Origin of the sequence: Aneurinibacillus thermoaerophilus, from assembly GCF_019603355.1 — a bacterium.
Classification (GTDB): Bacteria; Bacillota; Bacilli; order Aneurinibacillales; family Aneurinibacillaceae; genus Aneurinibacillus; species Aneurinibacillus thermoaerophilus.
The window spans coordinates 2,550,001-2,563,277 of sequence record NZ_CP080764.1 but is presented as its reverse complement, the minus strand read 5'-3'; the positions used below and the strand labels follow the sequence as shown (position 1 = coordinate 2,563,277).

General features: G+C 46.9%; 13 protein-coding genes and 1 pseudogene (1 of these 14 running past the window's edge). 10 read left to right on the top strand and 4 right to left on the bottom strand.

The window, feature by feature from the left end; all coding sequences use genetic code 11:
• The first annotated feature begins 22 nt into the window (after positions 1 to 22).
• Positions 23 to 1,675, top strand: a complete 1,653-nt coding sequence (locus tag K3F53_RS13335; protein ID WP_057898109.1) for an AMP-binding protein — start codon at positions 23 to 25, stop codon at positions 1,673 to 1,675.
• A gap of 22 nt (positions 1,676 to 1,697) precedes the next feature.
• On the opposite strand, the gene K3F53_RS13330 is transcribed toward K3F53_RS13335, so the two are convergent.
• Together K3F53_RS13330 and K3F53_RS13325 are read right to left on the bottom strand one after the other, a co-directional pair.
• On the bottom strand, positions 1,698 to 2,618 hold the full coding sequence (locus K3F53_RS13330) for a lysophospholipid acyltransferase family protein (RefSeq protein WP_057898110.1): 921 nt from the start codon (positions 2,616 to 2,618) through the stop codon (positions 1,698 to 1,700).
• A gap of 17 nt (positions 2,619 to 2,635) precedes the next feature.
• The gene (locus K3F53_RS13325) at positions 2,636 to 3,385 is read right to left on the bottom strand and encodes a GNAT family N-acetyltransferase (protein WP_246615638.1); all 750 of its coding nucleotides are present in this window, start codon (positions 3,383 to 3,385) and stop codon (positions 2,636 to 2,638) included.
• A gap of 186 nt (positions 3,386 to 3,571) precedes the next feature.
• Here K3F53_RS13325 and K3F53_RS13320 point away from each other — a divergent pair, with 186 nt between their 5' ends.
• The 7 genes and pseudogenes from K3F53_RS13320 (at position 3,572) to K3F53_RS13290 (ending at position 10,038) form a co-directional block, all read left to right on the top strand.
• Positions 3,572 to 4,300, top strand: coding sequence for a tRNA (adenine(22)-N(1))-methyltransferase (locus K3F53_RS13320; RefSeq protein ID WP_057898112.1), 729 nt, complete (start codon positions 3,572 to 3,574; stop codon positions 4,298 to 4,300).
• Positions 4,276 to 5,391 carry a Nif3-like dinuclear metal center hexameric protein gene (locus tag K3F53_RS13315; protein WP_220559041.1) on the top strand — a complete coding sequence of 372 codons (1,116 nt, stop codon included), beginning with the start codon at positions 4,276 to 4,278 and terminating at the stop codon, positions 5,389 to 5,391. The genes K3F53_RS13320 and K3F53_RS13315 overlap by 25 nt, the downstream gene beginning before the upstream one ends.
• A gap of 167 nt (positions 5,392 to 5,558) precedes the next feature.
• Complete coding sequence (locus tag K3F53_RS13310) at positions 5,559 to 6,062, top strand: C4-type zinc ribbon domain-containing protein (protein ID WP_057898114.1); 504 nt, start codon at positions 5,559 to 5,561, stop codon at positions 6,060 to 6,062.
• 132 nt (positions 6,063 to 6,194) lie between these two features.
• A complete protein-coding gene (locus K3F53_RS13305) occupies positions 6,195 to 7,097 on the top strand; it encodes an acyl-ACP desaturase (protein ID WP_057898115.1) in 903 nt (300 codons plus the stop codon).
• 258 nt (positions 7,098 to 7,355) lie between these two features.
• Positions 7,356 to 7,574 (top strand): annotated as a pseudogene (locus K3F53_RS13300) (Uma2 family endonuclease); the annotation flags it as partial.
• Positions 7,575 to 7,760: 186 nt separating this feature from the next.
• Positions 7,761 to 8,960, top strand: a complete 1,200-nt coding sequence (locus K3F53_RS13295; RefSeq protein WP_057898117.1) for a CapA family protein — start codon at positions 7,761 to 7,763, stop codon at positions 8,958 to 8,960.
• A 352-nt stretch (positions 8,961 to 9,312) separates the two neighbouring features.
• Positions 9,313 to 10,038 (top strand): hypothetical protein, encoded by a 726-nt coding sequence (locus K3F53_RS13290; protein ID WP_057898118.1) that lies wholly within the window; start codon positions 9,313 to 9,315, stop codon positions 10,036 to 10,038.
• A gap of 165 nt (positions 10,039 to 10,203) precedes the next feature.
• On the opposite strand, the gene K3F53_RS13285 is transcribed toward K3F53_RS13290, so the two are convergent.
• The gene (locus K3F53_RS13285) at positions 10,204 to 11,505 is read right to left on the bottom strand and encodes a TldD/PmbA family protein (protein WP_057898119.1); all 1,302 of its coding nucleotides are present in this window, start codon (positions 11,503 to 11,505) and stop codon (positions 10,204 to 10,206) included.
• Complete coding sequence (locus K3F53_RS13280; protein WP_220559040.1) at positions 11,502 to 12,890, bottom strand: TldD/PmbA family protein; 1,389 nt, start codon at positions 12,888 to 12,890, stop codon at positions 11,502 to 11,504. The genes K3F53_RS13285 and K3F53_RS13280 overlap by 4 nt, the downstream gene beginning before the upstream one ends.
• 85 nt (positions 12,891 to 12,975) lie before the next feature.
• Between K3F53_RS13280 and K3F53_RS13275 the strand changes: the two genes are divergently transcribed.
• On the top strand, positions 12,976 to 13,233 hold the full coding sequence (locus K3F53_RS13275; protein WP_220559039.1) for a GIY-YIG nuclease family protein: 258 nt from the start codon (positions 12,976 to 12,978) through the stop codon (positions 13,231 to 13,233).
• A 42-nt stretch (positions 13,234 to 13,275) separates the two neighbouring features.
• Positions 13,276 to 13,277: a 2-nt sliver of a gamma-type small acid-soluble spore protein gene (locus K3F53_RS13270; RefSeq protein ID WP_062731149.1), read on the top strand. 172 nt of this gene lie beyond the right edge of the window; only 2 of the gene's 174 nt are visible here; the start codon is cut by the window's right edge — 2 of its three bases fall inside, at positions 13,276 to 13,277; the stop codon falls past the right edge of the window.

Sequence of the window (13,277 nt, the reverse complement as noted above, 5' to 3'; positions counted from 1 at the left end):
AAACCAGGGAAATGAAGGAGGAATGAAAGTGAGCGAGCCGGTAACAATCACCATTGGGGAATTGATGGATCAGACGACTGCCAGGTTCCCAGATAAAGAAGCGGTTGTCTATCCCGAATTGGGGCTGAGGTACACATTTTCCGAGTTTCAGGCGCTTTGTAATCAGGTAGCGAAAGGGTTAATCGCGCTGGGCATTAAGCCGGGTGAACATATCGCCATTTGGGCGACCAATGTGCCGGAGTGGGTGATTACTCAGTTCGCTTCCGCGAAAATGGGAGCCGTTTTCGTTACGGTTAACACAAGCTACCGGGTACAAGAGCTTGAATATTTGCTGCGCCAGTCTGACTCCACAACATTATTGCTCATTGACTCTTTCCGGGGGGTTAGCTATACCGATATGATGTACGAAATTTGCCCGGAGCTGAAAGAATGCGAACCTGGACAGCTAAAATCAAAGCGCCTTCCCTGCTTAAAAAATGTGATTTTTATCGGAGACGAACGCAAGCCTGGCATGTTTACATGGGCGGACTTGCTCGAGCGCGCAGCGGAAGTATCAGACGAAGAACTTGCGCGTATACAGGGCAGCTTGGACGCAGATGACGTGATTAACATGCAGTATACATCCGGGACGACTGGCTTCCCGAAAGGCGTGATGCTTTCGCACAAAAACATTGTCAACAATGCTATTAATGTCGCCGCCTGCCAGAACATTACGGAGAAAGATAGGATTTGCATTCCGGTTCCGTTCTTTCATTGCTTTGGTTGCGTGATGGGAACGTTAGCTTGCATGGCCACAGGCGCAACCATGGTGCCGCTCATTTCGTTTGATCCCCTAAAGGTGCTACAGGCGGTACAGGATGAGAAGTGCACGGCCCTTTACGGCGTACCGACGATGTTTATTGCTGAGCTAAACCACCCGGAATTTAGTAAGTTTGATTTGCGTTCGTTGCGCACGGGTATTATGGCCGGCTCCCCGTGTCCGATTGAAGTGATGAAAAAAGTGGTGGGAGTAATGGGCATCAGTGAAATTACCATTGCATACGGACAGACGGAATCCTCACCGGTTATTACACAGACACGTCCGGATGACACTATTGAACAGCGTGTCACCACCGTTGGGCGCGTATTGCCGCACGTGGAAGTGAAAATTATCGACCCGGCCACAGGCGAAGAAGTGCCGCCAGGCGTACAAGGAGAGCTGTGCACGCGCGGCGTGCATGTGATGAAAGGCTACTATAAGATGCCGGAGCAGACGGCAAAAGCGATTGACAGCGAAGGCTGGCTGCATACGGGGGATCTGGCTACTGTTGATAAAAATGGTTATTACAAAATTACCGGCCGACTGAAAGATATGATTATTCGTGGCGGTGAAAATGTATATCCGCGCGAAATCGAGGAATTTCTATACCAGCATCCGAAAATCTTTGATGTTCAGGTTGTCGGCGTGCCAGATGAACTGTACGGCGAGCAAATCCTTGCATGCATTAAAGTAAAAGAGGGCGAGACGATGACGGTAGAAGAAGTAAAAGAATTCTGCAACGGTAAAATTGCCCGCTACAAAATTCCCCATTATGTGCAATTTGTAGATGAATATCCGATGACCGCTTCTGGAAAAATACAGAAGTTTCGCCTGCGGGAAAACGCGATTCAAGCATTTGGATTGAAAACAAACTGAAATGGACAAGAGGCTGCCAGCATCAATTGACAGCCTCTTGTTTTTCTTCAGGCCTACGAATCCAGCGTTCATCCGCGTTGAACCAGTATAACCATTGGGAAGGTGCCTGCAGGATAAGAAATTCAAGCGTTCGGGTCAGAGCTTCCATTGCTTTTTCGCGCTCTTGCGGGGCGTACTGTTCATAAAGAAACAGCGGCGGCAGAAAGACCATACGGTGGGAGAATCCACCGGTACAACATCCGTAAAAAGGAATGATAGGCACCCGGCTTTCCAAGGCCAGCGTCACGCTGCCCGCAGGACAGCGCGTCGGTTTTCCGAACAGGTATGCGGGTGGAAAGTTGGGACGGAAGAAATCGCCTAGCAGCATAACGACCCCGTTCTTTTTCAGATGTTGACGAAGAGTGCGCCACAATTCGCGCGGCGGAGTCGTATCGTAATCCAACCCACGGCAACCCATCTGCCTAAATGTCTCATAAAGAGGGAACAGTTCCGGGCTGCTTGCGGTAGCTACCGTTAAACAGGGATATTTTTTTGAAAGATACATATAGTAAGCGAAAAAGTTGCCTGTATGCGGAGTGAGCAGCACTACGCCGCGTCCGAGCCGCAACGCCTGTTCAAGATGATAGAGTCCCTCCGTTTTTACCGTTACTTTTTGGCGAGAAGGAGTTTGTTGCACATCGATAATTATTTCAAACAAAAAGCGGAATAAATGAAAGAAATAACGATAGCTAAGAAAGGATAAAGAATATTTTTTCCGCTGTGGCAGAATTTCGCTGATATTTTGTTTTATACGGCCGCGCAGGTTCGTGGAGCATATATAAAGCAGAAAAGCGCAAAATGCGCAGAGCAGCCAGGCAAGCCATCCCGGAAGTTTGGTTCCTGCACAGCGTAAAAGGCGCAAGCGAGACGGCGATGTCGTGATTTTTGCAAGCCATTCGTACAAGATGTTACGCCCCTTTCCTATGGAGTTTTTATAAAGTGCCGCTTGTATTTTTGCGCGATGCGTGACGTTTCCAGCACAATGAAAAAATCGGTGGTCTGAAATATCGGGTCGAATGCGGGGGCCCCGGCGATTTCCGCCCCTAATCGTTGGTATCCTTTAATCAAGGGCGGGAGCGTACGCAGAATGTTTTTTTCCTGCCCGGTTATATCCACCGTACGCAATCCTGTAACCCGGTGTGACATTAGCGGTTGTACTTTGAATCGGTCCGTTATCATCTTTTTAGCGCAAAGAAACGTGTACATCCGGTTTAGTTCATGTATGTTCTGGACGGGAATGCTGGCACAGCCGATAAGATGTGAGAATAAACCATCCATGATGTAGCCAGCGATGCCTTCCCACAGGAGTTGAATTGTTTTTCCATCTCGATACTCGGGAGCAACGCAGCTTCGTCCCACTTCAAGTATTTGGGATTTAGGGACAGTGAATCCGGATAGATCGAATTCTGTTTCTGAATAAAACCCTTTATGCATGACAGCGCGTTCGCCTGGGAGCAAACGGTACGTCCCAACCACCTGATTCGTATTTGTATCTTTTACGATAAGATGGTCGCAATGCTCGTCGAAGATGTCGCTTTCCATTCGGCTTTCGTTATACAGCGCCGGATTCGCTTCCTTTTCTGCGAACACTTCATAGCATAAACGCAACGCCTTTTTCAGTTCGTCCTCACAATCAGCCAGCTTTACTTGGAGAGCAGGCAGCGTATTCAAAATAATCACGCCTTTCCTTGATATCATGCTAAAGACGGGCGACAGATAAATGACACGGATTCGATTTAAGACAAAGATTCCTAATCATAGCGTATCAGCATAAGGTTAAGCGGCTATTGTTCTGTTGTTAAATTTTAACCGAGAATGTTAATCTAGTAGGGAAGGTATGAGTGAGGAGCGAAATAGATGATTGAAATTTCAAAACGACTGCAAACAATCGGAGATATGGTGAAAAAAGGAAGTATAGTGGCGGATATCGGCTCTGATCATGCCTATCTCCCTACATATTTAGTTCAAAAAAGAATTGCACTGCGCTGCATCGCTGGTGAAGTAAACTATGGGCCTTGGCAGGCGGCCGTGCGCCAGGTGCAAGCCGCCGGGCTTACGGACAAAATTGACGTTCGATTGGGCGATGGTCTGGCCGTTGTGGCGCTCGGAGAAGTAGATACCATATGCATCGCCGGCATGGGAGGAAGCCTTATTGCTTCCATTTTGGAAGCAGGAGCGGAGAAGCTCTCCGGTGTATCCCAGCTGTTGCTGCAACCAAATGTGGCGGCGCCTATCGTTAGGCGCTGGCTTCTTGAGCATGGCTTTCAGCTTAGCCGGGAGAAGATTCTTGAAGAAGACGGCATTATTTATGAAATTCTTGAGGCTGTGCCAGGTGATCCTATTTTGCCATACCGTAACAGAGATAAAAAACTTGAAGACTTACTTGAAATTGGACCGTATTTATGGGAGGAAAAATCTCCGGTACTTCGTAAGAAGCTTGTGCAGGAGCAGGAGAAGCTGAAGGCGGTGCAACACCAGCTGCAATATGCCAAAAGCCCGGAAGCGGAGCACAAAAAGCGAGAGGTACAAAAAAAACTGGCATGGATGGAGGAGATGATCGCATGTATGCAAATGGACAGAGAATAATTCAGTATTTCGAGGAATTCGCGCCCAAACATCTTGCAATGGAAGGCGACAAAATTGGCCTTCAAGTCGGGACATTGCAGAAAAATGTAAAAAAAGTGATGATTGCGCTTGACGTGCTTGAGGAGGTGGTGGATGAGGCCATTGCGGAAGGGGTGGATTTAATTATTGCGCACCATGCGGTGATTTTCCGTCCGCTAAAGAATTTGCGTACCGACCTTCCGGCAGGGCGTCTATATGAGAAACTAATTAAGCACGATATCGCGGTGTATGTCGCTCATACTAATCTGGATGTGGCGGAAGGTGGCATCAATGATTTAATGGCCGAAGCGCTCGGTTTGGAAGAAGTCGAGATTCTGGAAAAATGGCATGAACAAAAACTTAAAAAAATCGTGGTTTATGTGCCGCTGTCGCACATCGATATTGTGCGCGACGCGATGTCGCAGACAGGCGCGGGTTGGATCGGGCAGTACAGCCATTGTACGTTCGGTGTACGGGGAACTGGCACATTTATGCCACGTGCAGGTACCAATCCGTATATCGGGGAACAGGGGAAGCTGGAACAGGTCGAAGAAGTGCGCCTGGAGACGATTATGCCGGAAGAGGCGCAGTCGCGCGTATTGAAAGCGATGATAAAAGCCCATCCATATGAAGAAGTTGCTTATGACATTTATCCGGTGGAACAGACAGGAGCGACCTTTGGCATCGGTCGTATCGGCAAACTGAAAGAGCCTGTACCGTTGCGTACGTTTGCTTTGCAGGTCAAAGAAGCTTTCGAAGTTAAAGGATTGCGTGTGGTCGGCGATTTGGAGCGAAAAGTTCAGAAAGTAGCCGTGCTCGGCGGAGATGGCAACAGTTTCGTCCCTAAAGCGATATTTAAGGGAGCCGATGTGTTTGTTACTGGCGATATTTACTATCATACAGCGCATGATGCCATGGCGGGGGGCCTTGCGATTGTTGACCCTGGCCATAACGTTGAAAAAATCATGAAGCAAGGCGTTAAAAATGTGCTGGATAAACGGTTAAAGGAAGAGCATTTAGAAACAGAAATCATTGTATCTAAAGTCAATACTGATCCGTTTACTTTTCTATGATATAGAGGAAAGAACAGATTGTAGACAGACCTTATACCCAGATGTTGTGCGTGCGGACAGCTATCACTTCTTTGCAGAAAATCAACCAAGCCGAGGAAGAAGTATCGGGAAGAAGTGGTAGATTTGTCAACAATCTGAGAAGATGTTGAATCAGGAGAGAGAAAAGAATGGTGGAAGCGAGAAAATTGCTGGAATGGCATCAGGCGAAAGAAAAAATAAAAGCGGTGCAACAAGCGCTTGATCAGCTAAAAGAACGGGAAGCAGAATTAGAAGCCAAACGACGGGAGGTCGAGGCAAAAATCAAACAAATCGGTGAACCGGCCGATGATGATATTGATGGAAAAATCGCGCTTGCGCTTGCCCAACAGGAGTTGTGGCTGGTGAATAAAGATACGGAACGGTTTATGGAAGAGCGCTTTGAAAAGGAGTTTTCCCTGCATGAGAGCAAGCGGGAATGGGAAGACAAAGCGGCTGGACTTGAGGCTTCGCTTAGTCTAAAAGCACTTGAGCTTTACTATAAGGTAAAAGAAAATGTAGAAAATCCTGTAGTCGAAGTTAGACGCCGTTCCTGCATGGGCTGTTTCCTCCCGCTTTCCGTTGCAAAAATGGAAGCATGGCATAAAGGAAAGCCATTAGTTACATGTGATGAATGCGGACGTATCCTTGTATAAAACAAGACGAAACCATAAAAAATTCCCGAAAAGGCTGACATTTCTTTTTCGCGTGGTATAATACCGATAATGAAAGACTAACTGCAAAGCATGTAGGAAAAGAACAGCCGTGAGGAGAAAAGAGGTTTTGTTTTGTTATTAAACAGCCATTTAGACCATCGTTTGGAAAAAAGATTTCGGGAATTATACACAACGCATTTGGAACGATCTCGAAAAATCGATTGGAGTTACCATGAATTTTTGCCATGGGATAGGGGACAGGATTTCAAAAGTGTGCCGTATGAGCCGGGGCAAGGCAACTTGAGCGAAGCGCTTCGCATCGCCGTAGAAACAGCGCTTCTGACAGAAGTAAATTTGCCCTGGTTTACCAGTTATTTGTGCGAGACGTTTAAGGGTTCATTTTCAGTGATGCATGATTTTATCCATACGTGGACAGCGGAAGAGGATCAGCATTCCAGCCTACTGGAGACGTATCTGTTGCTGACCCGTAACGGCGACCCGCGGAAGCTTCATCAGTTACGCAAGCAAACGGTTGAACACGGCTGGGTAGGGAATTTCATGACACCATTGGAAACGCTGGCGTATACGACTTTGCAAGAATTGGCTACCATGGTGTTCTACAATAATGTGGCGCGCGTCGCAAAAGAGCAAGATCCGGTGCTTTCTACGCTCTTGCGCCGTTTGGCAAAAGATGAAGTTTTGCATTATGCTTTTTACCGCGATGCAGTTAAAGCGCATTTGGAAGTTGACGAGAATTATATTTACTATATAGCTGGCGTAATGATTAACTTTACGATGCCTGGCGCTGTTATGCCGGATTATGGAGAAAGAATGAGCGTTATTGCCCGCGAAGCATCCTATGGCCCCGTTGAATATTTTGATCAAGTATTTGACGTATTAGTAGATTACTGGGCCATTCCTTTGCTTCGCCCGAGTATGCCGGAAGCTGAGGACGCGAGGCAGCGTGTGTTAAGGCACCATGAACGATTAAAAAAAGTGTGCGCCCGCTTGCGTGCTACAAAAATGCGTGGATAGTGGCAGAAATGAGTAAGCCCGGATATGATCCGGGCTTCAGCTTGCAGACAAACTCCCTTGTTGCCATAGTAGCAGAGGGAGTTTGTTTCGTTTGTATGCATTATCTCCAACCCCAAAGAGGGCGACTGGTTCTACGACAAGCCGGATGATACGCAAAGCTAAACTTTCTTGTTATAACGTACAATAGAGAAAGGTAAAGATGTATTATAATCGTAATATAAAGTTCGTCTAAAAAAGCAGGGAGGGATGGTGTAGAAAATGAGCATGGCGCAAGAAAGATTTGTAAGTATAGAAGAATTTTATGCGATGCGCGGGAAAACGGACAACTTGCTGGAATATGTTGATGGAGTTGTGTTCATGTCACCATCACCTTCTGTAAAACACCAACGAATATCTAGCAGGCTACACGCAAAACTTTTCGCTTTCCTTGAAGGTAAAAAGAGTGACTGTGAAGTATTTCATGCACCGTTTACTCTTCACGCTTTTCTTAGCGTGTAAACTTTATATCTTTGGTACTTTGTTTGCAATCTGACACAGCTTGTTTGAATGGTGAAGTGTGAAGCAAATCCGACCGAAGGGACATAAAGCTGCCATATGGCTTTTCGGAGGAAGAAGGCGAGCGGCAACGCCTGCGAGTTTTTCTCATTGAAAGCGGGGAGGAGAATGAATTCACAGTTTTATGCGTTTGCACAAAAATTAAGAGAATATAGGCTCGATCATAGCATCACCTTGGAAGAAGTGGCGAGAAAAACGGGAATTGCCCAGCAGCGACTGAAGCGGATCGAACAAGGGATTCAACCGATTACCGTTGAAGAGGCGGAGGTGTTGCTTGCGTTTTACGGAATGGATGCCGGTACGCTCATGTCATACCATAATTTAGGTAGTCCGGATGGCTGGAAGCGGAAAAGCGTAAAGGCAGTCATATGGGCAGGGCTTTTGGTCACGATTGGATATGGAGGATATAAAGGTTATTTCTTTCTGCAAGGGACGTATTCTGCGAAAGATGCTGGAAGTTTTGGCGAGCAGATAGCGCAACAGCGGCAAGCAGGAGGCGAGCAAAAAGTAAGCGACTGGCTGGCGGCGCAGGTAGCGAAGCCTTCTATTCCACAGGGAAATGACAAAGAGAAAAAAAAGGCAGTAAATACTTCCGGATTTCGCCTGGTTGTATACGGGGACAGGCCATATCATGGGAAAGACAAGCCTCTGCCTGTTTCTGCCGATTTTCAACTGTTTCCTGTTTACCAGTTTCGCGTTGGGCAGGGAATTCCGGAATGGCTGAAGGAAGCCGCACGGAAGGCGCCGACCGCTATTGATGTGGCGAATGTTGATATTCTTCAAGGCCAGAGTCGGGAACGTATTGCGCAAGAAGCCTCGCAGCTTTTAAAACATAACGTGAAAGTGATGGGATATGGGATGGCAGATGAAGTATTTCGGCCCCATATTATCGAGAAGGATGGAACAAGATACGGAGTCATGGTATATTCCCGTGTCGTTCCTGCAGTGGAGTGGAAAGCGGAAGGCAAGCAAATCGGAGTAGCCGACGCATACGGGTCCCATATTTTTGATGATATCCGGCGGGCGAAACGCCAGGTGGATGTGTTAATTCTCACGATGTATTGGGGGAGGGAAGGGCAGAGTACGCTGGAACGGTATCAGAAGGAATTAGCTAGAGATTTGCTTGATGCCGGAGCTGATATGATTATCGGACACCGCAATCCGGAACCGCAGCCATATGAAATCTATAAAGGAAAATATATTTTTTATAATATTGGAAGCGGGCGGCTCCATGTAGATTTCGATGGTAAAAACGTCAAAGAAGCCGTGCTCGTAAACGAAAAAGAACGCCGCGTCTTTTTTCGCTAATATAAAAAAATAAAGGTGATAGGCAAAATATTTAAGTGCCTTTTTTATGTCTCATTCGTATAATGATTAATTGTCATTAATGATTATAATAAAAGGGAAGCAGATCATTATGGTTCCGGACGGTACGTACGACGAGATTTACAAAAAATATTTTGCGCAAAAATAAGCCGGCGAAAAAGAGAGTCTTCCGATTCTCTTTTTTTTTGTTCCCAAATTCTTTACCTTCCTGTTACAATAGAGAATGTTATACTATGAATTGTATGTACATAAAGAAGAGCTGATTCGGCTCGGCGGGTGATTCGTGCTGCCAAGCAGCAAGAAAGATTCCGCGAACAAAGGAGTTCGACGTAATATGGGAAAAAAATTAAAATTTGGCGCGTTTGCGTTATTCGCGTCGTTGAGCGTACTGACCGGCTGTAATACAAAGGTAATTGAACACGAAAACCAGGCGTTGAAGGCGGAATTGGAGAACGTGAAAAAGCAGCTGAGCGAAAGTCGGCAGCAAACCAAGCAGTTGGCGGAAGCAAAAACAAATCTTGAACAAAAAATAGAATTTTTGAAGAGCGCTGAAGTGGACGAACAAACACTTCCACAGCTGGCATATCTAATGGAACAACAGGCGCGCGCGGCGTTTAAGGGCGCGTATGAAGCAAGTATTTCCTTTATTAATGCTCCAAACGGGGAGAAGGAAAAACAACTGGTTATTACCCAGTTCCAGCATGCGCTTGCTCCACACGCTACCCAGCAATACATCGACGTAGAAACGCGAAGATTGCAGGATGCATGGAACAGTAAAAATCCGATTATATTTCCGACAGATAAAGTAAAGAAGCTTACATTGAAACAAAAGCAGGACAAGCAGGCTGTAGTAGAAGCGTTAATTACGCGTTTTAGTGGCGTTTCGTTTGGTTCGTCTCATCCTCAGGTAAGTCAGGATTTTCTCATGGCCATTACTGTAGAAAAAACGGATTTTGGGTGGAAGTTGAAAAATACGAAAATAAGTCCTGCACCCGCGACACAGCCGACGGAATCTTCAGGTGCATCAGCGCCTGAGCAGGATGAAAACACCCCCTCTTGACCCGTATGGGACAAGAGGGGGATTGTTTTTTGCTCACTTTATCTTTTCGTTTGTGCGACATGGTTCTATAAAGGCTATTAAGACTGCTGTTCGCGCTTGCGTTTGACACCGGTATTATATGTGTGCGGAAGCTGAGAATATAGCATACGGATTTTCTTATGTGCGTCAGCTTGAAACGGCGATATTGGAAAAAAGAATGGAAGGAGCACCATACTGACTATGACCATTTGGCATTGCAAAATCGAAATCGTTTGCTTTTTTTTCGATGTGCGCGAACAGGTCAAAGAAATTATGAGCGATAGTAATCTCTTTGATGGGTGCGGCGATTTTCCCGTTTTCAATGCGAAAACCTTGTGCGGCGAGCGAAAAATCGCCAGAAACGGTATTGGTGCCAGAATGAAGTCCTTGCACATCGGTAATGTAGACCCCGTTGCCCATCTCTGCGAACAGGGTGGAGAGAGCTGTTTCTCCGTTCGGTATTTGCATCCGGTGCGGCGTGATTTGCACCGGGCCTTTATAGCTGCGGATGCCATGACCGGTCGGCGCCTGCCCCATTTCGTTAGCCGTTTGCAGACTATGCAAATAGCTCTCTACTACGCCATCGCGCACGAGATACATTTTCGCAGTATCTACGCCTTCATCGTCGAACATCACCTTTTCATGCCCGGAATGAGGGTCATCCAGTAAATCCAGCGAGCCAAACAGTTTCGCCCCAAGTTGACCTTCTAGGCGGGAAGTCCCTTGCATAACATTGCGCGCCGAGAATACCCCGCTGTAGACCCCCAGCAGGGAGCAGACGACTCGACGATCCAGCACGACTGGATAATGCCCGACCGGTATGGGCTTTCCGCCCAACTTGCGCCGTGCTTTGCTAACGGCTTCTTGAATTAGCTTTGCCCGATCCAATTTGTTTAAGTCGCCCAGATAATAAGCGCTGTCCGTTTCCACCTCATCATCTCTTTTTACGATGACGGAAAGATACGCCATAGTGTAGTTAGAACGGTATGTTTTGTTCAGACCGTATGTATTGGCGACTTGGCGTATCCCCTCCCCTGAACTGACGAGCGCGTAGCTGACGTCAGAAACCTCTTTGGCGGCTCTCGCCTCCGCTTCCAGCATCAGCGCTAGGTTTATTTTTTCTTCCTCTGATATGTCCGGCTGGCTGTCCTGCCAGCTTCCTTTCTGCTTTTCCGCGAGAAGCGGTTCTTTTTCTTTCATTAGGGAGGCGTTATCTTTCACCATATCAAGTACCGTATCGAATTCTCGCAGGTGAAGCCGCTCGGTGTAAGCATAGCCGGTACCGCCTTGATACGTACCACGGACGCCAAGGCCCGCTGTACTCGTTTTCTTATACGATTCGATTTTTCCTTCGTATGCTTGAATGCTGAAGCTGGTCGAGTGATTGATCAGCACTTCAAGCTCAGTGATTTTCTTTTTCTTTGCAAGTTCGAACAATTGTTCAATCATTGGCTGCTCCCCCCAACCGTCAATTGTGATACGCGTAAGGCCGGCTGCCCAACGTTAACCGGAATCGATCCGCTAATGGAACCGCACATGCCCTGACCCGGCAGGAAGTTGTCCCCGACCATGTCCACGTCGTACATTGTTTGCCGTCCATTGCCGATTAGCGTGGCGCCTTTAACTGGATAGGTGAGTTTGCCCTTTTCAATCATATAACCTTCCAATACGGCGAAATTAAAATCGCCTGTGGTGGTATTGACACTGCCGCCCCCCATCGTTTTGGCGTATAAGCCATATTCGGTATTGGTAATCATATCTTCGAGCTTGTCTTTGCCAGGTAGAATGTAGGTATTGGTCATGCGGGAAGTCGGAGCGAAACGGTAAGATTGGCGGCGGGCCGATCCGGTTGGCTCCATTTTCATGCGACGCGCATTCAATTTATCGATGAGATATCCTTTGAGTACACCGTTTTCAATTAGCACATTGCGCCTGGTGGGCGTCCCTTCGTCATCGATGTGAAGCGATCCCCATTCGTTGCCGATGGTTCCGTCGTCTACCGCCGAAATTTTTCGGCTGACCACTTGTTGTCCGATTTTGCCTGCGTATGGGCCTTTGCCCTTGGCGACAGCAGTCGCTTCCATACCGTGCCCGCACGCTTCATGGAAAATGACTCCTCCGAAACCGTTGTCGATTACAACCGGCATCTTTCCGCCTGGACACGGTTTCGCTTCCAGCATACGCACTGCAATATCGGCGGCCGACTCGGCGAGGGCACGCAAATCAAGCTCATTATAAAATTCAAATCCCTTTTGCGCTCCGGGCGCAGCATAGCCGCGCTGCTTTTGGTTGCCTTCAGTCGCAATCGCTTCCACGAATACGCGCGTCCGTACCCGCGTATCTTCCGCCCAGACACCTTCAGAGTTGGCGACTAGTACTTTTTGAGTTTCGTCAAAGTATCTCGTTCGCACTTGGGTAATGGCTGTATGATAAGCCATAGCATGGTGGTTTAACTCTGCTAACACGTCCCTTTTTTGCCGGATGGAAATGACACGCGGGTCGATTTGTGCAATATGACGGGGAACAATCAGTTGCTTGGTGAATGTAATCGTTCTGTTTTTATGTTCGCTTTTTTTTGCTGCTTGGGAGAGAAGACGGGCGATTTCGATGAGATGGTCTTCGTCTTCATTGTTGGTATACGTATAAAGGTAATCATTTTCATGAAAAATACGGATACCGATTCCGAAATCTTGACCGGAGCGCGCTTTTTCTACTTCGCCTTTTACCATGGAAATATTTTGCTCGATCCTGTTTTCGACAAACACCTCGGCAAAGTCTCCACCATGGGATAAAGCGGCTTGCAGTACCCGCTCAACGGTTGCCTGATTGAGCATGGTGCATCTCCCCTTTCTTTTTTAACCATTTTATATGATTTATTGTATGATGGGACAGAGAAAACAGAAAGGGTTTGTCAGAATTATGTACTATGTTTATATATTGCGTTGTTCCGCTCAATCTTTATATACCGGATACACAGCAGATGTAGAAGAAAGAGTAAAAAAACATAATGCAGGTAAAGGAGCTCGCTACACACGCGGGCGAACGCCGGTGGAACTAGTATATGTGGAAACGTTTTTGGATAAAAGCACGGCAATGAAAAGGGAATACATGATTAAACAATACGCTAGATACAAAAAGGAACGTTTAATTGAACTGTGGAAGAATAAGGATGCTTAATTTCTTGCAAAAGGCGCATCTTAAATAGCGGAGGTGAGAATCAT